Genomic DNA, 25260 nt, shown 5'->3' with positions numbered 1-25260 from the left:
GCACCCACGTGGACGAGCTGCGCGAGGAGATCCTCGCCGTCCTCCAGGGCATCACGCCGACCGACGCCCGCATCCCCATGGTCTCCGCGCTGACCGGCGCGTGGCTGTCCGGTCCGGAGCTGGACCCCGACTACTGGTACGCCTCGCTCCGCGAGACCGTCGAGTTCGAGCGGGCGGTCCGCATCCTCGCCGAGTCCGGGCACGGGGCGTTCGTGGAGGTCTCCCCGCACGCGGTGCTGACCGGCGCGGTGGGCGACGTCGTCGAGGACGTCGAGGGCTCGGCCGTGGTCGGCACCCTGCGGCGCGAGGAGGGCGGCGCCGGGCGTCTTCTGGCCTCGCTCGCCGAGGCCTACGTGCGGGGCCTCCCCGTCGACTGGGCCGCGCTCCTGGGCGGCGGCACGGTCGTGGACCTGCCCACCTACGCCTTCCAGCGCCGGCGCTACTGGCTCGGCGCCGTGGCCTCCGTCCAGGCCGCCGGCCCGGACACCTCGGTGGACGACTGGCGCTACCGGATCGTCTGGCAGGCGGCCGACGCGAACCGGGCCGCCACGCCGTCGGGGACCTGGCTGCTGGTCGGCGACGGCCCCGACCGGGAGGCGGTCGCGAACGCGCTGACGGCCCACGGCGCGAGCGTCGTCGCCGTCGCGGGACCGGAGGACGTCGACGCGGCACTGGCCGAGGGCGTGGCCGGTGTGGTGTCGCTGCTGGCCCTGGACGAGACGCCGCTGGCGGAGCACCCGTCGGTTCCGGGCGGTCTGGCCGGGACGGTCGACCTGGTCCGGGTGCTGGTCGAGACCGGGGTCACGGCCCCGCTGTGGGTGCTGACCCGCGGTGCGGTGGCGGTCGGCGCCGGCGAGGTGACGACCAGTCCGGTGCAGGCCCAGGTCTGGGGTCTGGGCCGGGCCGTGGGCCTGGAGCACGCGGACTGGTGGGGCGGTCTGGTCGACCTGCCGCCGGTGCTGGACGCCGAGGCCGCCGCTCGTCTGGTCGGTGTGTTCGCGGACGGCGGTGAGGACCAGGTCGCGGTGCGGCCGTCGGGTGTGTTCCTGCGCCGTCTGGTGCGGGCCGAGGCCCGGCGCGTCGAGTCGGAGGACTGGTCGCCGCGCGGCACCGTCCTGCTGACCGGCGGTACGGGGTCGATCGGTGTCTGCATCGGCCCCTGGCTTGCCGAGCACGGCGCGCCGAGGGTGGTTCTGACCTCCCGCTCCGGCCCGTCGGCGCCCGGGGTGGCGGCGCTGGCCGCCGCCGTGGCGAACGGCGGATCGGCCGTCGAGGTCGTCAGCTGCGACCTGGCGGACCGGGGCCAGGCGACCGGCCTGGTGGCCTGGATCGAGGCCTCCGGCCCCGGCCTGTCCACCGTCCTGCACTCCGCCAACGCGCCCTACCTGGCCAGGGTGGAGGACACCAGCCGCGAAGGCCTGGTCGCCGCGCTCGGCGCGAAGGCGGCCGGCGCCGTCCACCTGGACGAGGCCACGGCCGGCCTGGGCATCGACGAGTTCGTCCTCTTCTCGTCGATCTCGGCGACCTGGGGCAGCAACGACCACGGCGCCTACGCCGCCGGCAACGCCTTCCTCGACGCGCTGGCGGAGGACCGCCGGGCCCGCGGCCTGCCCGGGACCTCGATCGCGTGGGGCGTCTGGAACACCCGCGACTGGGACGCCGTCGACGCGGTGATGGACCAGGCTCCCGGCCGGGTGACGCCCCAGCGCCTGCTGCGGCAGGGCATGAACTTCCTCGACACCCAGCGGGCGTTGACGGCGCTCGGCGAGGTCCTCGCCGACGACGAGACCTTCATCGCCCTCGCGGACGTCGAGTGGCAGAAGTTCGCGCCGGTCTTCACGGCCGCCCGCCCGCGCCCGCTGCTGGACACCATCCCCGAGGCCCGGGCCGAGACGGCCGCCACGACGGCCGCCGACGAGCGCGGCGAGTTCGCCTCGCGGCTGGCCGGGCTGTCGGCGGCCGAGCGGCGCCGGAGCGTCGTGGAGCTGGTGCGCTCCCACGCCGCCGCGGTCCTCGGCCACGAGTCGGCGGACGAGATCGTCGCGACGCGGGCCTTCCGCGAGCTGGGCTTCGACTCGCTGACCGCCGTCGAGCTGCGCAACCGCCTGAACACCGCCTGCGGCCTGCGCCTGCCGTCCACCGTCGTCTTCGACCACCCGAGCGCCTCCGTGCTGGCCGAGGAGATCCTGAGCGCGCTGTTCGGGGCGGAGGGCCCGGGCCAGGTGGTCGCGGTGGCCGCCGCGCCCTCGGAGCCGATCGCGATCGTCGGCATGGCCTGCCGCTACCCGGGCGGCGTGCGCTCGCCCGAGGAGCTGTGGGACCTGATCGCCGCCGGCGGGGACGCGATCAGCGGCTTCCCGGCCGACCGCGGCTGGGACGCCGAGGCGCTGTTCGACGCGGACGCCGACGCCGAGGGCTCGACCTACGTCGTGGAGGGCGGATTCCTCAGCGGCGCCGGGGAGTTCGACGCCGGGTTCTTCGGCATCAGCCCGCGCGAGGCCCTCGCCATGGACCCGCAGCAGCGCCTCCTGCTGGAGACCTCCTGGGAGGCCGTCGAGCGCGCGGGCATCGACCCGCAGACGCTGCACGGCTCGGCGACCGGCGTCTTCATCGGTGCGGCCCCGTCCGGCTACTTCGGCGCGGTCGGGGACGAGGCCGGCGTGCAGGCCCACCTGATCACCGGGAACGCGCTGAGCGTGCTCTCCGGCCGGATCGCCTACTCCCTGGGCCTGGTCGGCCCGGCGATGACCGTGGACACCGCGTGCTCCTCCTCGCTGGTCGCGCTGCACCAGGCGACCCAGGCGCTGCGGTCGGGCGAGTGCACGGTGGCACTGGCCGGCGGCGTGACCGTGATGGCCGACCCCGGCGAGTTCGTCGGCTTCTCGCGGCTGCGTGCGCTCTCCTCCGACGGCCGCTGCAAGGCCTTCGGCGACGGCGCGGACGGCATGGGCATCGGCGAAGGCGTCGGCATGCTGGTGCTGGAACGGCTGTCGGACGCCCGCCGCAACGGGCACCAGGTGCTCGGCGTGCTCCGCGGGAGCGCCGTCAACCAGGACGGCGCCTCCAACGGCCTGTCCGCGCCCAACGGCCCCTCGCAGCAGCGCGTGATCCTCTCCGCGCTGGCCAACGCCCAGCTGTCGGCGTCCGACGTCGACGCGGTCGAGGCGCACGGCACCGGCACCACGCTCGGCGACCCGATCGAGGCCGGCGCGCTGCTGGCCACCTACGGCCAGGGACGCGCCGGGGACCGGCCGCTGTGGCTGGGGTCGGTGAAGTCCAACATCGGGCACGCCCAGCAGGCCGCCGGTGTGGCCGGTGTGATCAAGATGGTGATGGCGCTGCGGCACGGCGTGCTGCCGAAGACCCTGCACGCCGAGCAGCCGTCCTCGCACGTGGACTGGGACCTGGGCAACGTCCGCCTGCTCCAGGAGCAGGTGGAGTGGCCGGCGGGCGAGCGGCCGCGCCGGGCGGGCGTGTCGGCCTTCGGGATCAGCGGCACCAACGTCCACGTGATCGTGGAGGAGGCCCCGGCGGCCGTCGAGGCGGCGTCCGAGCCCGGGCCGGCGCTCCCGGAGCTTCCGGTGCTGACCGGCGGGACGTCGGTGTGGCGGGTCTCCGGTCGTAGTGCGGTGGCGCTGGCCGGTCAGGCCGGTCGACTGCGTGAACACGTGCTGGCGCGGCCGGAGTTGTCGGTCGGCGATGTGGCGTGGTCGCTCGCGACGACGCGATCGGTGTTCGAGCAGCGTGCGGTCGTGCTGGGCGGCGAGCGGAGTGAGCTCGCGGCGGGTCTCGCGGCGGTGGCCACGGGGCAGCCCGCGCCCGGTGTCGTGACCGGCGGACTCGCTCCCGGTGGGGTGGGGCGGACGGTGTTCGTCTTCCCGGGTCAGGGGAGCCAGTGGGTCGGGATGGGGCGTGAGCTGGCGGAGTCTTCGCCGGTGTTCGCGGCGCGGCTGGCGGAATGCGCCGAGGCTCTCGCGCCTTACGTGGACTGGCAGTTGGACGATGTGCTGGCCGGGCTTCATGGTTTCGAGGCCGCTGATGTGGTGCAGCCGGCGCTGTGGGCCGTGATGGTCTCGCTCGCTGCGGTGTGGGAGGCGGCTGGTGTCGCTCCGGACGCCGTGGTCGGTCACTCGCAGGGTGAGATCGCGGCGGCTGCTGTCTCGGGGATTCTTTCGCTGGAGGATGCGGCGAAGGTTGTTGCTCTTCGCAGCCGGACTCTGAAGACGCTGGCGGGTCGTGGCGGGATGCTGTCGATCGCGGAGCCGGTGGCGGGTGTCCGCGCGCGGATCGCCCCGTATGGTGCCCGGTTGTCGGTGGCGGCGGTGAACGGCCCGTCGGCGACGGTCGTCTCCGGTGACGCCGATGCGCTGCGCGAACTCGCCGAGGCGTGCGGGGATTCGCCGCGCGCCCGGATGATCCCGGTGGACTACGCCTCGCACAGCGCGCATGTGGATGAGCTGCGCGAGGAGATCCTCTCTGTCCTCGACGGGATCCGGCCTCGTGAGGCGCAGGTCCCGATGATCTCCGCGCTGACGGGCGAGTGGCTGGCCGGCTCCGAGCTGGACCCGGCGTACTGGTACGCGTCGCTCCGGGAGACCGTCGAGTTCGAGCGGGCGGTTCGTCTGCTGGGTGAGTCCGGGCACGGTGTGTTCCTGGAGGTGTCGCCGCATCCGGTGCTGACGCCGGCGATCGGTGACGCCCTGGAGGCGCTGTCCCCGGTCGTGGTGGGCACCTTGCGGCGCGACGAGGGCGGTGCGGACCGCCTGCTGACGTCGTTCGCCGAGGCCTACGTCCAGGGCGCCACGGTGGACTGGGTGTCCGTCCTCGCCGGTGGTTCGACGGTGGATCTGCCGACGTACGCGTTCCAGCACCGTCACTACTGGCCCGAGGCGGTGGCCGAGGTTGCTGAGGGCTCCCTCGTCGACGCCGAATTCTGGGCGGCGGTCGAGGGTGGCGACGCCGACGGCCTGGCGGCGGCATTGAACATCGACGGCGACCGGCTGGGCGAGGTGTTGCCGGCGCTGGCCGACTACCGGCGCCGGGGCCAGGCCGATGCGGCGGTCGCGGACTGGCGGTACCGGGTGTCGTGGGCGCCGGTGAGCGAGTCCGGTGGGGTGTTGACCGGGACGTGGCTGCTGGTGGGGGAGTCCCCGGATGCCGCTGCGGTCGCGGAGGCGCTGGAGTCCCACGGGGCAACCGTGGTCCGTACTGCGGTGGATGCCGTGGGTGAGGCGGCGGCCGCGTGCTCCGACCTGAGCGGAGTGCTGTCGCTGCTGGCGCTGGACGAGTCGCCGCAGGAGGCGTTCCCGTGGGTGTCGCGTGGTGGTGCTGACACGCTCGCGCTGATCCGGACGCTCGATCGTGCCGGGGTTGTGGCCCCGCTGTGGGTGGTCACGCGGGGTGCGGTGGGTGCGGTCGCGGGTGATGCGGTGCGGCCGGTCCAGGCGCAGGTCTGGGGTCTGGGTGCCGTGGCGGGGCTGGAGTTGGCGGGCCGCTGGGGCGGGCTGATCGACCTTCCGGCTTCCGTGGACGCACGTACGGGTGCGCGGCTGGTGTCGGTTCTCGCGGGTGTCGAGGACCAGGTCGCGGTGCGTGCGGGCGGTGTGCTGGCGCGGCGGTTGGTGCGTGCAGGCCGTCCGAACGTGCGCGAGGCGTGGTCGCCGCGTGGTTCGGTCCTGGTGACGGGTGGCACGAGCGGCGTGGGTGCGATCACCGCCCAGTGGGTGGCGGATCGTGGTGCTTCGCGGGTCGTGCTGACGTCCCGTTCGGGTCCGGGTGCCGCCGGTGTGGCGGAGCTGGCGGCGTCGATCGCGGCTCGCGGTGCGGCAGTGGAGGTGGTGGCGTGCGACGTCGCCGACCGCGCCTCCGTCAAGGGCCTGCTCGACTCGATCGACGCGACCGGTCCGGTGTTGTCGTCGGTGGTCCACTCGGCGGGTGTCGGTGACCGTAGGCCGGTCGAGGAGATCGAGCCTTCGGACCTGTCCTGGCTGCTGTCGGCGAAGGTCGGCGGTGCCATGGTGCTGGACGAGTTGACGGCTGGTCGGGATCTCGACGCGTTCGTCCTGTTCTCGTCGGGCGCGGGCGTGTGGGGCAGCGGTGGCCTGGGCGGTTACGCTGCGGCGAACGCGCACCTGGACGCGTTGGTCGAAGACCGCCGCTCCCGAGGCCTGGTGGCCTCCTCGGTCGCCTGGGGCCTGTGGGCGGGCGTCGGGATGGCCGCGAGCTCCGGTGGCGAGCGGTTGCGTGAGTTCGGTATGGAGGGCATCGACGGGCGCCGGGGCATGCTGGCGCTGGGTCAGGTCCTGGACGCGGGCGAGGGCGCGATGGTGGTGGCCGGCTTCGACTGGCCGCAGTTCGTGCCGACCTACACCCTGCACCGGCCGAGCCGGCTGCTGGCGGACCTTCCCGAGGTCCGTGCGGTCCTGGCCGCCGAGGCCTCCGTCGAGTCCACCACCGAGGAAGTCGGCGAGTGGGCAAGCCGGTTGGCCGGAATGCCGGCCGCTGAGCAGCGCCAGGTCCTGACCGACCTCGTGCGCGGTCACGCGGCGGCCGTCCTCGGCCACGAGTCGGCGGACGATGTGCTGCCGCAGCGGGCCTTCAAGGAGCTGGGCTTCGACTCCGTCGGAGCGGTCGAGCTGCGGAACCGCCTGTCGAAGGCGCTCGGCGTCCGGCTCGTCTCCACGATGGTCTTCGACCACCCGAACGCCGCCGCCGTCGCGGACTACGTACGCGGCGAACTCGTCGGCGCGGACGAGCAGACGGTCCAGCGGGACGGCGCGGTCCAGGTCGTGGCCGCGGCGATCGGCGAGCCGATCGCGATCGTCGGCATGGGATGCCGGTACCCGGGCGGGGCGGTCGGCCCCGAGCAGTTCTGGAGCATGGTGGCCTCCGGCACCGACACCATCGGCGGCTTCCCGACCGACCGCGGGTGGGACGCCTACGAGGAGGAGTTCGGCAAGGGCCAGGAGTACCGGCGACAGGGCGGATTCGTCCATGACGCGGCCGAGTTCGACGCCGGGTTCTTCGGGATCAGCCCGCGCGAGGCCCTGTCGATGGACCCGCAGCAGCGGCTGCTGCTGGAGACCTCCTGGGAGGCCATCGAGCACGGCGGGATCGACCCGAAGTCGCTGCACGGCTCCGCGACCGGCGTCTTCGTCGGCGCCAACTTCTCGGGGTACAGCTCGGTCCTGCCCGTCGAGGACGAGAGCCTGGACGGCTACCGGCTGATCGGGAACGTGACCGCTGTCCACTCCGGCCGGATCTCGTACTGCCTGGGCCTGACCGGTCCGGCGGTGACGGTGGACACGGCGTGCTCGTCCTCGCTGGTGGCGACGCACCAGGCGGTGCAGGCGCTGCGGGCCGGCGAGTGCTCGATGGCGCTGGCCGGCGGCGTGGCGGTGATGGTCTCCCCGGCCGCCTTCATGGAGTTCGCCCAGCAGGGCGGCATGGCCTCCAGCGGCCGGTCGAAGGCGTTCTCGGACGAGGCCGACGGCATCGGCTGGGGCGAGGGCGCCGGCATGGTGCTGCTGGAGCGCCTGTCCGATGCCCGCCGCAACGGGCACCAGGTGCTGGCGGTGATCCGCGGGAGCGCGGCGAACCAGGACGGTGCGTCGAACGGTCTGGCGGCGCCGAACGGTCCGTCGCAGCGGCGGGTGATCCGTGCGGCGCTGGCCAACGCGCAGCTGTCGGCGGCGGACGTGGACGTGGTCGAGGCGCACGGCACGGGTACGACGCTCGGTGACCCGATCGAGGCGCAGGCGCTGCTGGCCACCTACGGGCAGGCCGAGGACCGCGCCGCCGACCGGCCGCTCTGGCTGGGTTCGGTGAAGTCCAACATCGGGCACTCGCAGTGCGCGGCCGGTGTGGCGGGTGTGATCAAGATGGTGATGGCGCTGCGGCACGAGGTGCTGCCGAAGACGCTGCACGCGGACGAGCCGTCCTCGCACGTGGACTGGGAGACGGGCAACGTCCGTCTGCTCCAGGAGGCGGTGGAGTGGCCGGCGGGTGGGCGCCCGCGTCGGGCGGGTGTGTCGGCGTTCGGTGTGAGCGGCACCAACGTCCACCTGATCGTCGAGGAAGCGCCGGTCGCGGCGGTCGAGGCCGAGCGCCCGGCGGAGCAGCCGGCGCCGGAGGTCCTCGGGACCGCGCCTTCGGTGTGGACGGTGTCGGGCCAGAGCGTCGCGGCACTGGCCGGTCAGGCCGGTCGGCTGCGTGAACACGTGCTGGCGCGGCCGGAGTTGTCGGTCGGCGATGTGGCGTGGTCGCTGGCGACGGCGCGTGCGGCGCTGGAGCACCGGGCGGTCGTGCTCGGTGGCGAGCGGAGTGAGCTCGCGGCGGGTCTCGTGGCGGTGGCCACGGGGCAGCCGACGTCCGGTGTGGTGACCGGTTCGGTGGCTCCTGGCGGGGTGGGGCGGACGGTGTTCGTCTTCCCCGGTCAGGGCAGCCAGTGGGTCGGCATGGGGTGCGAGTTGGCGGAGGCCTCGCCGGTCTTCGCCGCGAAGTTGGCGGAGTGCGCCGAGGCTCTCGCGCCGTATGTGGACTGGCAGTTGGACGATGTGCTGGCGGGCCGGCACGGCTTTGAGGCCGCTGACGTCGTGCAGCCGGCGCTGTGGGCGGTGATGGTCTCGCTCGCCGCTGTGTGGGAGGCGGCTGGTGTCGCTCCGGACGCGGTGGTGGGTCACTCGCAGGGCGAGATTGCCGCTGCCGCTGTGGCCGGGATTCTCTCCCTCGACGATGCCGCGAAGGTCGTGGCTCTGCGGAGCAAGACCCTGAAGGCGCTGGCGGGTCGTGGCGGGATGCTGTCGATCGCGGAGCCGGTGGCGGGTGTCCGCGCGCGGATCGCTTCGTACGGTTCCCGGTTGTCGGTCGCGGCCGTGAACGGTCCGTCGGCGACGGTCGTCTCCGGTGATGCGGACGCGCTGCGCGAACTCGCCGACTCCTGTGGGGAGTCCCCGCGCGCTCGGATGATCCCGGTGGACTACGCCTCGCACAGTGCCCATGTGGACGAGCTGCGCGAGGAGATCCTCGCTGTTCTCCAGGGCATCACGCCGACCGGCGCCCGCATCCCCATGGTGTCCGCGCTGACGGGCGCGTGGCTGTCGGGCCCGGAGCTGGACCCCGACTACTGGTACGCGTCGCTCCGCGAGACCGTCGAGTTCGAGCGGGCGGTCCGGATCCTGGGCGCCTCCGGGCACGGGGTGTTCGTGGAGGTGTCCCCGCACGCGGTGCTGACCGGCGCGGTGGGCGACGTGGTCGAGGACGTCGACGGTTCGGTGGTGGTCGGCACCCTGCGCCGCGAGGACGGCGGGGCCGAGCGCCTGCTGTCGTCCTTCGCCGAGGCCTACGTCCAGGGCGCTCCGGTGGACTGGGCGACGGTGCTCGGTGGTGGCGAGAGCGTCGGCCTGCCGACGTACGCCTTCCAGCGCCAGCGGTTCTGGCCGGAGCCGCGCACCCCGCAGCGGGCCAGGGCGTCGGTGGACGACTGGCGCTACCGGATCACCTGGCAGCCGGCGACCGGGAGCGGCCCGGCGGTCCTGTCCGGTACCTGGCTGCTGTTCGGGGACGCGGCGGACGCCGGTGTGATGGCCGAGGCGCTGGCGAGTTGTGGCGCCGAGGTCGTGCGGACGACGTTGGCGGGCCTCGACGAGGCCGTCGCCGGTGCGGATGTCCAGGGCGTGGTGTCGCTGCTGGCCCTGGACGAGTCGCTGGACGCCGAGTTCGGGTGGGTCCCGCGCGGCAGCGCCGACACCCTCGACCTGGTGCAGGCGCTGGGCCGGGCCGGGGTCACCGCTCCGCTGTGGGTGCTGACCCGCGGCGCGGTGCAAGCCGCGGCCGGCGAGGTGACGACCAACCCGATCCAGACGCAGGTCTGGGGTCTGGGCCGGGCTGTCGGCCTGGAGCACGCGGACCGCTGGGGCGGTCTGGTCGACCTGCCGCCGGTGGTGGACGCCGATGCCGCGGCCCGGCTGGTCGGCGTGTTCGCCGATGGCAGCGAGGACCAGGTCGCGGTGCGGCCGTCGGGTGTCCTCCTGCGCCGTCTGGTGCGGGCGGAGGCCCGTCGCGTCGAGTCGGCGGGCTGGTCGCCGCGCGGCACCGTCCTGCTGACCGGTGGCACCGGCTCGATCGGCGTCTGCATCGGCCCCTGGCTGGCCGAGCACCGCGCGCCGAGGGTGGTTCTGACCTCCCGGTCCGGCCCGTCGGCGCACGGCGTGGCGGCGCTCGCCGCCGCCGTGGCGAACGGCGGCTCGGCCGTCGAGGTCGTCAGCTGCGACCTGACGGAGCGTGCGCAGGTTGCGGCGATGGTGGCGTGGATCGAGAACACCGGTCCCGGCCTGTCGACCGTCCTGCACTCGGCGAACACCCCGTACCTCTCGCGGGTCGAGCACACGGATCACGAAGGCCTGGCGGCGGCACTCGGCGCGAAGGCGGCCGGCGCCACCTACCTGGACGAGGCGACGGCGGACCTGGGCATCGACGAGTTCGTGATGTTCTCGTCGATCTCGGCGACCTGGGGCAGCAACGACCACGCCGCGTACGCCGCCGGGAACTCCTTCCTGGACGGGCTCGCGGAGGACCGGCGCGGCCGGGGCCTGCCGGGGACCTCGATCGCCTGGGGTGTGTGGAACACCCGTGACTGGGACGCCGTGGACGCGGTGATGGACCAGGCGCCGGGCCGGGTGACCCCGCACCGCCTGCTGCGGCAGGGCATGAACTTCCTGGACACCCAGCGGGCGTTGACCGCGCTGGGTGAGGTCCTGGCCGACGACGAGACCTTCATCGCGGTCGCGGACGTCGAGTGGGAGAAGTTCGCGCCGGTGTTCACGGCCGCGCGTCCCCGTCCGCTGCTGGACACCATTCCGGAGGCGCAGGAGGACACCGCCCCCGGCCGTCCGGTCGACGACCAGCGCAGCGAGTTCGCCGCGCGCCTGGCGGGCCTGTCGGCCGCCGAGCGGCGCCGGATCGTCGTGGAGCTGGTGCGGACGCAGGCGGCCGCGGTGCTGGGCCACGAGTCGGCGGACGAGATCGTCGCCAGCCGGGCGTTCCGCGAGCTGGGCTTCGACTCGCTGACCGCCGTGGACCTGCGCAACCGCCTGAACGCGGCCGTGGGCGTCCGGCTGCCGTCCACGGTGATCTTCGACCACCCGAGCGCGTCCGCGCTGGCCGACGAGATCCTGGCCGCGCTGTTCGGGAGCGTCTCGGAGGAGACCGCCCCGGTGGTGGTGCAACCGGCCTCGACCGATCCGATCGCGATCGTCGGCATGGCCTGCCGCTACCCCGGTGGTGTCCGGACTCCCGAGGAGCTGTGGGACCTCCTGGCGGCGGGCGGCGACGCGATCAGCGGTTTCCCGGCCGACCGCGGCTGGGACGTCGACGGCCTGTTCGACCCGGACCCGGACGCCGAGGGCTCGACCTATGTGATCGAGGGCGGATTCCTCGGCGGCGCCGGGGAGTTCGACGCCGGGTTCTTCGGGATCAGCCCGCGTGAGGCGCTGGCGATGGACCCGCAGCAGCGCCTGCTGCTGGAGACCTCCTGGGAGGCCGTCGAGCGGGCCGGCATCGACCCGAAGTCGCTGCACGGCTCCGCGACCGGCGTGTTCATCGGTGCGGCCGCCTCCGGCTACATCGGGGTGCTGGGCGACGAAGCGGAGGCCCAGGCGCATCTGATCACCGGGAACGCGCTCAGCGTCCTGTCCGGCCGGGTGTCGTACACGCTGGGCCTGAACGGGCCCGCGGTGACCGTCGACACGGCGTGCTCCTCCTCGCTGGTGGCGATGCACCAGGCGGTGCAGGCGCTGCGGTCGGGCGAGTGCACGGTGGCGCTGGCCGGCGGTGTGACGGTGATGGCCGACCCCGGCGAGTTCGTGAGCTTCTCGCGGCTGCGCGCGCTGTCGGCCGACGGCCGCTGCAAGGCCTTCGGCGAGGGCGCGGACGGCATGGGTATGGGCGAGGGCGTCGGAATGCTGGTGCTGGAGCGGCTGTCGGACGCCCGCCGCAACGGGCACCGGGTGCTCGGTGTGGTGCGCGGCAGCGCGATCAACCAGGACGGTGCGTCGAACGGTCTCACGGCGCCGAACGGCCCGGCCCAACGGCGGGTCATCCGGGCGGCGTTGGCGAGTGCGCAGCTGTCGGCGGCGGACGTGGACGTGGTCGAGGCGCACGGGACGGGCACGGAGCTGGGTGACCCGATCGAGGCCGGTGCGCTGCTGGCGACGTACGGCCAGGAGCGGTTCGAGGACCGGCCGTTGTGGCTGGGGTCGGTGAAGTCCAACATCGGGCATGCCCAGCAGGCCGCGGGTGTGGCCGGTGTGATCAAGATGGTGCTGGCCCTGCAAGCTGGTGTGCTGCCGAAGACGCTGCACGCCGATGAGCCGTCCTCGCACGTGGATTGGGAGACGGGCAACGTCCGTCTGCTCCAGGACGAGGTGGCGTGGCCGGCGGGCGAGCGGCCGCGTCGGGCGGGTGTTTCGGCCTTCGGCATCAGCGGCACCAACGCGCACGTGATCATCGAAGAGGCGCCGGCCGAGGCGGAGGCGCCCGTCGACAGTGACGGCGGGAACGTGGTGCCGGTGCTGTCGGGCGGTGTCCCGGCGTGGGTGCTGTCCGGACGGGACGCCGAGGCGCTCGCCGGCCAGGCGGGCCGACTGCGTGAACACATGCTGGCGCGGCCGGAGTTGTCGGTCGGCGATGTGGCGTGGTCGCTGGCGACGGCGCGTGCGGCGCTGGAGCACCGGGCCGTGGTGCTCGGCGGGGAGCGGGGCGAGTTCGCGGAGCGTCTGGCGGCGGTGGCCACGGGGCAGCCGGCGGCGGGCGTGGTGACCGGGTCGGTGGCTGCTGCCGGGGTGGGGCGGACGGTGTTCGTCTTCCCCGGTCAGGGGAGCCAGTGGGTCGGCATGGGGCGTGAGCTGGCGGAGTTGTCGCCGGTGTTCGCGGCGCGGCTGGCGGAGTGTGCTGCGGCCCTGGCGCCTTATGTGGACTGGCAGTTGGACGATGTCCTGGCTGGGCGGCACGGTTTCGAGGCTGCCGATGTCGTGCAGCCGGCGCTGTGGGCTGTGATGGTGTCGCTCGCCGCTGTGTGGGAGGCGGCGGGTGTTGCTCCGGACGCGGTGGTGGGTCACTCGCAGGGTGAGATCGCTGCCGCCGCGGTGGCCGGGATTCTCTCCCTCGACGATGCCGCGAAGGTCGTTGCTCTGCGGAGCAAGACTCTAAAGGCGCTGGCGGGTCGTGGCGGGATGCTGTCGATCGCGGAGCCGGTGGACGGCGTCCGGGCGCGGATCGCCCCGTACGGTTCCCGCCTGTCGGTGGCGGCCGTGAACGGTCCGTCGGCGACGGTGGTTTCCGGTGATGCGGACGCGCTGCGTGAACTGGCGGACTCCTGTGGGGATGCGCTGCGCGCTCGGATGATTCCGGTGGACTACGCCTCGCACAGCGCCCACGTGGACGAGCTGCGCGAGGAGATCCTCTCGGTTCTCCAGGGCATCGCGCCGACCGAAGCCCGGATCCCCATGGTTTCCGCGCTGACGGGCGAGTGGCTCGCGGGCCCCGAGCTGGACCCCGCCTACTGGTACGCGTCGCTGCGGGAGACCGTCGAGTTCGAGCGGGCGGTTCGTCTGCTGGGTGAGTCCGGGCACGGGGTGTTCCTGGAGGTGTCGCCGCATCCGGTGCTGACGCCGGCGATCGGTGACGCCCTGGAGGCGCTGTCCCCGGTCGTCGCGGGCACGCTGCGACGGGAGGAAGGCGGCGCGCAGCGTCTGCTGACCTCGTTCGCCGAGGTGTACGCGCAGGGTCTCCCCGTCGACTGGGCCGCCGTACTCGGCCGCGGTTCGACGGTGGACCTGCCCACCTACGCCTTCCGGCACCGCCACTACTGGCCGGAGGCGGACCGCAAGCGCGCGGACGTCACGGTGGCCACCGGTGCGGAGGCGGGCTTCTGGACCGCCGTGGAGAGCGGTGATGTCACCGCGCTCGCCGATCTGCTCGGGGTGGACCCGGCGGATGCCGCGCTGGGTGCGCTGACCGACTGGCGGCGCCGCGAGCGGGCTGGCTCGGCGGTCGCGGACTGGCGGTACCGGGTGTCGTGGGCGCCGGTGAGCGAGTCCAACGGGGTCCTGGCCGGGACCTGGCTGCTGGTCGGGGACGGCACCGACGCGGCTGCGGTCGCGGAGGCGCTGGACCTTCCGGGTGCGCGGGTCGTCCGCTCGACTCCGGACGGTGTCGCCGCTGCGGTGGCCGCATGCTCCGATCTGCGGGGTGTGGTCTCGCTGCTGGCGCTGGACGAGTCGCCGGAGGAGGCGTTCCCGCTGGTTCCCGGCGGTCTGGCCGCAACGGTCGCGCTGGTTCAGGAGCTTGGCCGGCTCGGTGTGTCCGCCCCGCTGTGGGTGGTCACGCGGGGTGCGGTGGGTGCGGTCGCGGGTGATGCGGTGCGGCCGGTGCAGGCGCAGGTCTGGGGTCTGGGTGCCGTGGCGGGGCTGGAGTTGGCGGGCCGCTGGGGCGGGCTGATCGACTTGCCGGCCGCCGTGGACGCCCGCGTCGGTGCGCGGCTGGCGTCCGTCCTGGTCGGCGATGAGGACCAGGTGGCGGTGCGTGCGGGCGGTGTGCTGGCGCGGCGGTTGGTGCGCGCAGGCCGTCCGGTCGTCCGCGAGGCGTGGTCGCCGCGTGGGTCGGTGCTGGTGACGGGTGGCACGAGCGGCGTCGGTGCGATCACCGCCCAGTGGGTGGCGGATCGTGGTGCCTCGCGGGTCGTGCTGACGTCCCGTTCGGGACCTGGTGCCGCCGGTGTGGCGGAGTTGGCGGCGTCGATCGCGGCTCGCGGTGCGGCAGTCGACGTGGTGGCGTGTGACATCGCCGACCGCGTCTCCGTGGCGGAGGTCCTGGACCGCATCGATGCGGCGGGCCCGGTGTTGTCGTCGGTGGTCCACTCGGCGGGTGTCGGTGACCGTAGGCCGGTCGAGGAGATCGAGCCTTCGGACCTGTCCTGGCTGCTGTCGGCGAAGGTCGGCGGCGCTGTGGTGCTGGACGAGTTGACGGCGGGTCGGGACCTCGACGCGTTCGTGCTGTTCTCGTCGGGTGCGGGTGTGTGGGGCAGCGGTGGCCTGGGTGGCTACGCGGCGGCGAACGCGCACCTGGACGCGTTGGTGGAGGACCGTCGTTCCCGGGGCCTGGTGGCCTCGTCGGTCGCCTGGGGCCTGTGGGCCGGCGTCGGCATGGCCGCGAGCTCCGGTGGCGAGCGGTTGCGCGAGTTCGGCATGGAGGGCATCGACGGACGTCGGGGCATGCTGGCGCTGGGCCAGGTCCTGGACGCCGGTGAGGGCGCGATGGTGGTGGCCGGCTTCGACTGGCCGCAGTTCGTGCCGACCTATACCCTTCACCGGGCCAGCCGTCTGCTGGCGGACCTGCCTGAGGTTCGGGAGGCCCTGGCCGCCGAGGCCGGTACCACCACGACCGAGGAAGTCAGCGAGTGGGCGGGCCGGTTGGCCGGAATGCCGGTCGCTGAGCAGCGCCAGGTCCTGACCGACCTGGTTCGGGGCCACGCGGCCGCGGTCCTCGGCTACGACTCGGCGGACGACGTGCTGCCGCAACGCGCGTTCAAGGAGCTGGGCTTCGACTCCGTCGGAGCCGTCGAGCTGCGGAACCGCCTCTCCAAGGCGCTCGGTATCCGACTGGCCTCCACGATGGTCTTCGACCACCCGAACGCCACCGCCCTCGCGGAGCAGATCCTGCGCGAGTTCATGCCGGAGCAGGCCGCTCCGGAGGGTGACGCGGACGAGCTGGCCCTCAGGGAGGCCATCTCGGCGATCCCGCTGGCCCGCATCCGGCAGGCCGGCCTGCTGGACCTGCTGCTGCAACTCGCCGACCCGGCCCAGGACAACGGCGCGGACAGTCGAACGGACACGGAGTCCATCGACGGCATGGACGCCGAAGACCTCATTCGCATAGCCCTCGATGGCAAAGACTCCTGACGCCCTCGTTGATTCGGAGCACATGATCATGGAAACGACCAACGACAGGCTCGTCGAAGCACTTCGCACCTCCCTCAAGGAAGCCGAGCGGCTCCGGCAGCAGAACAGCGCGCTCCTTGCGGCGTCGAGCGAGCCGATCGCGATCGTGGGTGCGGGCTGCCGCTTCCCGGGCGGTGTGACGGGTCCCGAGGAGTTCTGGGACCTGGTGGCCGGCGGTGTCGACGCGGTGGGCGCCTTCCCCGCCGATCGCGGCTGGGAGGCCTTCGAGGAGGCGTTCGGCCGAGGGCAGACGTACCGGCGACAGGGCGGATTCGTCTACGACGCGACCGAGTTCGACGCGGGGTTCTTCGGGATCAGTCCGCGTGAGGCGCTGGCGATGGACCCGCAGCAGCGGTTGCTGCTGGAGACCTCCTGGGAGGCCATCGAGCACGGCGGGATCGACCCGAAGTCGCTGCACGGGTCGATGACCGGTGTGTTCATCGGAGCCAACACGTCGGGGTACAGCTCGGTTCTGCCCGTCGAGGACGAGAGCCTGGACGGCTACCGGCTGATCGGTGCGGTGTCGGCGGTCGCCTCGGGCCGGATCTCGTACTGCCTGGGCCTGACCGGTCCTGCTCTGACGGTGGACACGGCGTGCTCGTCGTCGCTGGTGGCGATGCACCAGGCGATCCTGGCGCTGCGGTCGGGTGAGTGCTCGATGGCGCTGGCCGGCGGTGTGGCGGTGATGGTGTCGCCGGGTGCGTTCATGGAGTTCGGGCGTCAGGGCGGTATGGCGTCCAGTGGCCGGTCGAAGGCGTTCTCGGAGGAGGCCGACGGGATCGGCTGGGGCGAGGGCGCGGGCATGGTGCTGTTGGAGCGCCTGTCCGATGCCCGCCGCAATGGCCACCAGGTGCTGGCGGTGATCCGGGGGAGCGCGGCGAACCAGGACGGCGCGTCGAACGGTCTGGCGGCGCCGAACGGTCCCTCGCAGCGGCGGGTGATCCGTGCGGCGCTGGCCAACGCGCAGCTGTCGGCGGCGGACGTGGACGTGGTCGAGGCGCACGGCACGGGTACGACGCTCGGTGACCCGATCGAGGCGCAGGCGCTGCTGGCCACCTACGGGCAGGCCGAGGACCGCGCCGCCGACCGGCCGCTCTGGCTGGGTTCGGTGAAGTCCAACATCGGGCACTTGCAGTGCGCCGCCGGCGTGGCCGGGGTGATCAAGATGGTGATGGCGCTGCGGCACGAGGTGCTGCCGAGGACGCTGTTCGCCGAGGAGCCGTCCTCGCACGTGGACTGGACGTCCGGGAACGTGCGGCTGCTTCAGGAACCGGTGGAGTGGCCGGCGGGCGAGCGGCCGCGTCGCGCGGGTGTGTCGGCGTTCGGTGTGAGCGGGACGAACGTCCACCTGATCGTGGAGGAGGCTCCGGCGGCCGTCGAACCCGAGGCGCGGGAGGCCCGGGTGCTTCCGGTGTTCGCCGGTGGGGCGTCGGCCTGGCCGGTCTCCGGTCAGAGCGCTGCGGCGCTGGCCGGTCAGGCGGGTCGGCTGCGTGAACACGTCGCGGAGCGGCCGGAGTTGTCGGTCGGTGATGTGGCGTGGTCGCTGGCGACGACGCGTGCGGCGTTGGAGCGCCGGGCGGTCGTGCTCGGCGCGGACCGGGATGAGCTGGCGGCGGGGCTGACGGCCGTTGCCACCGGGCAGCCGGCGGCGGGTGTGGTCACGGGGTCGGTGGCTGCCGCTGGTGTGGGGCGGACGGTGTTCGTCTTCCCGGGGCAGGGGAGCCAGTGGGTCGGGATGGGGCGTGAGCTGGCCGAGTCGTCCCCGGTCTTCGCCGCGAAGTTGGCGGAGTGCGCCGAGGCTCTGGCGCCTTACGTGGACCGGCAGTTGGACGATGTGCTGGCGGGCCTTCATGGTTTTGAAGCCGCTGATGTGGTGCAGCCGGCGCTGTGGGCGGTGATGGTCTCGCTCGCCGCCGTCTGGGAGGCGGCCGGTGTCGCTCCGGACGCTGTGGTGGGTCACTCGCAGGGCGAGATCGCTGCCGCCGCGGTGGCCGGGATTCTCTCCCTCGACGATGCCGCGAAGGTCGTGGCTCTGCGGAGCAAGACCCTGAAGGCGCTGGCGGGTCGTGGTGGGATGCTGTCGATCGCCGAGCCGGTGGAGGGTGTTCGGGCGAGGATCGCGTCGTACGGCACCCGCCTTTCCATCGCGGCGGTGAACGGTCCGTCGGCGACGGTGGTGTCCGGTGACGCGGACGCGCTGCGTGAACTGGCGGACTCCTGTGGGGATTCGCCGCGTGCCCGGATGATTCCGGTCGATTACGCCTCGCACAGCGCCCATGTGGACGAGCTGCGGGAGGAGATCCTCTCGGTTCTCCAGGGCATCGCGCCGACCGAGGCCCGGATCCCGATGGTGTCGGCGCTGACCGGCGCATGGCTGTCGGGCCCCGAGCTGGACCCGGCGTACTGGTACGCGTCGCTCCGGGAGACGGTGGAGTTCGACCGCGCCGTGCGGATCCTCGGCGACGCGGGCCACGGCGTGTTCCTGGAGGTCTCCCCGCACCCGGTGCTGACCCCGGCGATCGGCGACAGCCTGGAGGACCGCTCCCCGGTGGTCGCAGGCACCCTGCGACGCGACGAGGGCGGCGCGCAGCGCCTGCTGACCTCGCTCGCCGAGGCCTATGTCCAGGGCGCCCCCGTCGACTGGGCGTCGGTGCTCGGCGACGGCACGGCGGTCGCGTTGCCGACCTACGCCTTCCAGCGGCGCCGCTACTGGCCCGAGGCCCCGGCGGTCGAGCGCGCGAAGCCGTCGGTGGACGACTGGCGCTACCGCATCACCTGGCAGCCCTCCACCGCTCGCGGCCCGGCGGACCTGTCCGGCACCTGGCTGGTCGTCGGCGACGGCCCCGAGGCGGCGACGGTCGCCGAGGCGTTGGCCGGTCAGGGTGCCGAGGTCGTGACGGCCGTTGGCCCGGAGCAGCTTGGCGCGGTGCCGGCCGAGGGCGTGGCCGGTGTGGTGTCGCTGCTGGCCCTGGACGAGACGCCGCTCGCCGACCACCCGCTGGTTCAGCGCGGGCTGGCGGAGACCGTCGAGTTGGTGCAGGCGTTGGGCCGGGCCGGGGTCACGGCTCCGCTGTGGGTGCTGACCCGTGGCGCGGTGGCCGTCGGCCCGGACGAGGTGACGACGAGCCCGGTGCAGACCCAGGTCTGGGGTCTCGGCCGCACGGTCGGCCTGGAGCACGCGGACCGCTGGGGCGGTCTGGTCGACCTGCCGCCGGTGCTGGACGCCGATGCCACCGCTCGTCTGGTCGGCGTGTTCGCCGACGGCAGCGAGGACCAGGTCGCGGTGCGGCCGTCCGGGGTGTTCCTGCGCCGGCTGGTACGGGCGGAGGCCCGGCGCGTCGAGTCGGAGGACTGGTCGCCGCGCGGCACCGTCCTGCTGACCGGCGGCTCGGGTGCGATCGGTGTGGTCCTCGGTCCGTGGCTGGCCGAGCACGGCGCGCCGAGGGTCGTTCTGACCTCCCGCTCCGGCCCGTCGGCGCACGGTGTGGCGGCGCTCGCGGCCACGCTGGCGCAGGCTGGTTCGGCCGTCGAGGTCGTGTCGTGCGACCTGTCGGTGCGCGAGCAGGTGACCGGCATGGTGACGTGGATCGAGGCCTCCGGCCCCGGCCTGTCCACCGTCCTGCACTCGGCGAACACCCCGTTCCTCGCACGGCTGGAGGACACCGACCGCGACGGGCTCGCCCTGGCGGTCGGCGCGAAGGCGGCCGGCGCCGTCCACCTGGACGAGGCGACGGCGGACCTGGGCATCGACGAGTTCGTGATGTTCTCGTCGATCTCGGCGACCTGGGGCAGCAACGACCACGCCGCGTACGCCGCCGGGAACTCCTTCCTGGACGGGCTCGCCGAGGACCGTCGGGCCCGTGGCCTGCCCGGGACCTCGATCGCGTGGGGTGTCTGGAACACCCGTGACTGGGACGCCGTGGACGCGGCGATGGACCAGGCGCCGGGGCGGGTGACCCCGCACCGGCTGCTGCGGCAGGGCATGAACTTCCTCGACACCCAGCGGGCGCTGACCGCGCTCGCCGAGGTCCTCGCCGACGACGAGACGTTCATCGCGGTCGCGGACGTCGAGTGGGAGAAGTTCGCGCCGGTGTTCACGGCCGCCCGCCCGCGCCCGCTGCTGGACACCATCCCCGAGGCCCAGGAGGACACCGCCCCTCGTACGGTCGACGAGCAGCGCAGCGAGTTCGCCGCGCGCCTGGCGGGCCTGTCGGTGGCCGAGCGGCGCCGGACCGTCGTGGAACTGGTGCGGGCCCAGGCCGCCGCGGTGCTGGGCCACGAGTCGGTGGACGAGATCGTGGCCAGCCGGGCGTTCCGGGAGCTGGGCTTCGACTCGCTGACCGCCGTCGAGCTCCGCAACCGTCTCAACGCGGCCGTGGGCGTCCGGCTGCCGTCCACGGTGATCTTCGACCACCCGAGCGCCTCGGCGCTGGCGGACGAGATCCTGGCCGCGCTGTTCGGCACGGACGCGGACGAGGGCCAGACCGTGGTGGCGGCGGTGTCGACCGACCCGATCGCGATCGTCGGCATGGCCTGCCGCTACCCCGGTGGCGTCCGGACGCCCGAGGAGCTGTGGGACCTCCTGGCGGCGGGCGGGGACGCGATCGGCGCCTTCCCGGCCGACCGCGGCTGGGACGTCGACGCGCTGTTCGACCCGGACCCGGACGCCGAGGGCTCGACGTACGTGGTCGAGGGCGGATTCCTCAGCGGGGCCGCGGAGTTCGACGCCGGGTTCTTCGGCATCAGCCCGCGCGAGGCCCTCGCCATGGACCCGCAGCAGCGGCTCCTGCTGGAGACCTCCTGGGAGGCCGTCGAGCGGGCCGGCATCGACCCGAAGTCGCTGCACGGCTCCGCGACCGGCGTCTTCGTCGGTGCGGCTTCCTCCGGCTACATCGGCGCCGCGAGCGGCGAGGCGGGAGCCCAGGCCCACCTGATCACCGGCAACGCGCTGAGCGTGCTCTCCGGCCGGATCTCGTACTCCCTGGGCCTGGTGGGCCCGGCGGTGACGGTCGACACGGCGTGCTCCTCGTCCCTGGTCGCGCTGCACCAGGCGGTGCAGGCGCTGCGGTCGGGCGAGTGCGACGTCGCCCTCGCCGGCGGTGTGACGGTGATGGCCGACCCCGGCGAGTTCGTCGGCTTCTCGCGCCTGCGGGCGCTCGCCTCCGACGGCCGCTGCAAGGCCTTCGGCGAGGGCGCGGACGGCATGGGCATCGGTGAAGGCGCCGGCATGCTCGTGCTGGAGCGGCTCTCCGAGGCGCAGCGCAAGGGCCGTCGGGTCCTGGGCCTGGTGCGCGGCTGCGCGATCAACCAGGACGGCGCGTCGAACGGTCTCACGGCGCCGAACGGTCCGGCCCAACGGCGGGTCATCCGGGCGGCGTTGGCGAGTGCGAAGCTGTCGGCGGCGGACGTGGACGTGGTCGAGGCGCACGGGACGGGTACGGAGCTGGGTGACCCGATCGAGGCGGGTGCGCTGCTGGCGACGTACGGCCAGGAGCGGTTCGAGGACCGGCCGTTGTGGCTGGGGTCGGTGAAGTCGAACATCGGGCACGCTCAGCAGGCCGCGGGTGTGGCGGGTGTGATCAAGATGGTGCTGGCGCTGCAAGCCGGTGTGCTGCCGAAGACCCTGCACGCGGACGAGCCTTCTTCACACGTCGATTGGGAGACGGGCAACGTCCGGCTGCTCCAGGACGCGGTGCAGTGGCCGGCGGGCGAGCGGCCGCGTCGGGCGGGTGTGTCGGCGTTCGGGATCAGCGGCACCAACGCGCACGTGATCATCGAAGAGGCCCCGGCCGCGATCGACGCGAGCGACCCGGCTCCCGCTCCGGCGGTGGAGAGTGGGGTCCAGGCGTGGGTGGTGTCCGGTCGCAGCGCGGTGGCGCTGGCCGGTCAGGCCGGTCGACTGCGTGAACATGTGCTGGCGCGGCCGGAGTTGGCAGTCGGCGACGTCGCGTGGTCGCTCGCGACGACGCGTGCGGCGCTGGAGCACCGGGCCGTCGTGCTCGGCGGCGAGCGGAGTGAGCTCGCGGCGGGTCTCGCGGCGGTGGCCACCGAGCAGCCGGCGGCGGGTGTGGTGACCGGGTCGGTGGCTGCCACGGGGGTGGACCGGACGGTGTTCGTCTTCCCCGGCCAGGGGAGCCAGTGGGTCGGCATGGGTCGCGAGCTGGCCGAGTCGTCCCCTGTCTTCGCCGCGAGGTTGGCGGAGTGTGCCGAGGCTCTCGCGCCTTACGTGGATTGGCAGTTGGACGATGTGCTGGCTGGTCGGAACGGCTTTGAGGCCGCTGACGTCGTGCAGCCGGCGCTGTGGGCCGTGATGGTCTCGCTCGCGGCCGTGTGGCAGGCGGCGGGCGTCGCTCCGGACGCTGTGCTGGGTCACTCGCAGGGTGAGATCGCCGCTGCCGCCGTCGCGGGGATTCTCTCCCTGGAGGACGCCGCCAAGGTGGTGGCTCTGCGGAGCAAGACCCTGAAGGTGCTGGCCGGTCGTGGCGGGATGCTGTCGATCGCGGAGCCGGTGGAGGGTGTTCGGGCGAGGATCGCTTCGTACGGCACCCGCCTTTCCGTCGCGGCGGTGAATGGCCCGTCGGCGACGGTCGTCTCCGGTGACGCGGATGCTCTGCGCGAACTCGCCGACTCCTGTGGGGAGTCCCCGCGTGCCCGGATGATCCCGGTGGACTACGCGTCCCACAGCGCCCACGTGGACGAGCTGCGCGAGGAGATCCTCTCGGTTCTCCAGGGCATCACGCCGACCGAGGCTCGTATCCCGATGGTGTCGGCGCTGACCGGCGCCTGGTTGTCGGGCCCCGAGCTGGACCCGGCCTACTGGTACGCGTCGCTCCGCGAGACCGTCGAGTTCGACCGCGCCGTGCGCATCCTCGGCGACGCGGGCCATGGCGTGTTCCTGGAGGTCTCGCCGCACCCGGTGCTGACCCCGGCGATCGGCGACAGCCTGGAGGACCGCTCCCCGGTCGTGGTCGGCACGCTGCGACGCGACGAGGGCGGCGCCGAGCGCCTGCTGACCTCGCTCGCCGAGGCCTATGTGCGGGGGCTCCCCGTCGACTGGGCCGGGCTCCTGGGCGGTGGTTCGACGGTGGACCTGCCGACGTACGCGTTCCAGCACCGTCACTACTGGCCCGAGGCGGTGGCCGAGGTTGCCGAGGTCTCCGCTGTCGACGCCGAGTTCTGGGCGGCGGTCGAGGGCGGGGACGCCGACGGCCTGGCGGCGGCGTTGAACATCGACGGTGACCGGCTGGGCGAGGTGTTGCCGGCGCTGGCCGATTACCGGCGCCGTGGCCTGGCCGGGTCGGCGGTCGCGGACTGGCGGTACCGGGTGTCGTGGGCGCCGGTGAGCGAGTCCAACGGGGTCCTGGCCGGGACGTGGCTGCTGGTCGGGGACGGCACCGACGCGGGCGTCGTGGCGCAGGCGTTGGCGGATCACGGTGCCGATGTCGTCACTGCGGACCGTCCTGACCGGATCGGTCAGACTGTGGCCGCGCTCGGTGATCTGCGGGGTGTGGTGTCGCTGCTGGCGCTGGACGAGTCGCCGGAGGAGGCGGGTCCGTGGGTGTCGCGTGGTGGCGCTGACACGCTCGCGTTGGTCCAGGAGCTTGGGCGGCTCGGTGTGTCCGCCCCGCTGTGGGTGGTCACGCAGGGTGCGGTGCGGGCCGTCGCGGGTGATGCGGTGCGGCCGGTCCAGGCGCAGGTGTGGGGTCTGGGTGCCGTGGCGGCGCTGGAGTTGGCGGGCCGCTGGGGCGGCCTGATCGACCTTCCGGCTGCCATGGACGCCCGCGTCGGTGCGCGGCTGGCGTCCGTCCTGGTCGGCGATGAGGACCAGGTGGCGGTGCGTGCGGGCGGTGTGGTGGCGCGGCGGTTGGTGCGCGCCGGCCGTCCGGTCGTGCGCGAGGCGTGGTCGCCGCGTGGCTCGGTGCTGGTGACGGGCGGTACGAGCGGCGTGGGTGCGATCACCGCCCAGTGGGTGGCGGATCGTGGCGCGGCGCGGGTCGTGCTGACGTCCCGTTCGGGTCCGGGTGCTGCCGGTGTGGCGGAGTTGGCGGCCTCGATTGCGGCTCGCGGTGCGGCAGTCGACGTGGTGTCGTGTGACATCGCCGACCGCGCCTCCGTGGCGGAGATCCTGGAGCGTATCGACGCGACGGGTCCGGCGCTGTCGTCGGTGGTCCACTCGGCCGGGACGGGCGGGCGGACACCGGTGGAGCAGCTGTCGGTGGCCGAGCTGTCGCGGCTGTTGTCGGCGAAGGTCGGCGGCGCTGTGGTGCTGGACGAGTTGACGGCGGGTCGGGATCTCGACGCGTTCGTGCTGTTCTCGTCGGGCGCGGGTGTGTGGGGCAGCGGTGGCCTGGCTGGCTATGCGGCGGCGAACGCGCACCTGGACGCGTTGGTGGAGGACCGCCGCTCTCGTGGTCTGGTGGCTTCTTCGGTCGCGTGGGGCCTGTGGGCCGGCGTCGGCATGGCGGCCGGCTCGGGTGGTGAGCGGTTGCGCGAGTTCGGCATGGAGGGCATCGACGGGCGTCGGGGCATGCTGGCCTTGGGGCAGGTCCTTGATGCCGGTGAGGGTGCGGTGGTGGTGGCCGGCTTCGACTGGCCGCAGTTCGTGCCGACCTACACCCTCTACCGGCCGAGCCGGCTGCTGGCGGACCTTCCCGAGGTCCGTGCGGTCCTGGCCGCCGAGGCCGCCGTCACCACGACGACTGAGGAAGTCGGCGCGTGGGCGGGCCGGTTGGCCGGGATGCCGGTCGCTGAGCAGCGCCAGGTCCTGACCGACCTGGTCCGGGGCCACGCGGCCGCGGTCCTCGGCCATGACTCGGCGGACGACGTGCTGCCGCAACGCGCGTTCAAGGAGCTGGGCTTCGACTCCGTCGGAGCCGTCGAGCTGCGGAACCGCCTCTCCAAGGAGGTCGGTGTCAAGCTGGCCTCCACGATGGTCTTCGACCACCCGAACGCCACCGCCCTCGCGGACTACGTACGAGGTGAGCTGGTCGGCACCGGCGGAGCGGACGACGGCGATCCGGTGCTGGAGACCCTGGAGCGGCTGGCCGCCGAACTGGACTCCGTCGACGGGGGAGCCGACGCGCGCCAGGACATCACCGAGCGCATGCAGACCCTGCTGTCCCGGTGGATGCGGCGCGGCGCCCCCGGCGCCGGCGCGGAGGACGGTGGCGCCGCCGCCACCCGGCAGACCGTGGCCGGACAGCTCAACGAAGCCTCGGCCGACGAGGTTCTGGACTTCATCAACAAGGAACTGGGGGCGTCGTGA

2 protein-coding genes (1 of these 2 only partly in view) are annotated in these 25260 nt (G+C 73.5%); both read left to right on the top strand.

The features are described 5' to 3' along the window. Window positions 1-15956, top strand: partial view of a type I polyketide synthase gene (locus tag ACFY4B_RS09035; protein WP_387967071.1) — the 3' portion only. It extends 2320 nt beyond the left edge of the window; 15956 of the gene's 18276 nt are visible here — the last part of the coding sequence; its start codon lies beyond the left edge, outside the window; its stop codon occupies window positions 15954-15956. After that, window positions 15940-25260 carry a type I polyketide synthase gene (locus ACFY4B_RS09030; RefSeq protein ID WP_387966996.1) on the top strand — a complete coding sequence of 3107 codons (9321 nt, stop codon included), beginning with the start codon at window positions 15940-15942 and terminating at the stop codon, window positions 25258-25260. The genes ACFY4B_RS09035 and ACFY4B_RS09030 overlap by 17 nt, the downstream gene beginning before the upstream one ends.

Source organism: Kitasatospora sp. NPDC001261 (assembly GCF_042896795.1).
Classification (GTDB): Bacteria; Actinomycetota; Actinomycetes; order Streptomycetales; family Streptomycetaceae; genus Kitasatospora.
Note: the sequence above shows the minus strand (reverse complement) of the source record. Positions and strands in the feature narration are given on the sequence as shown.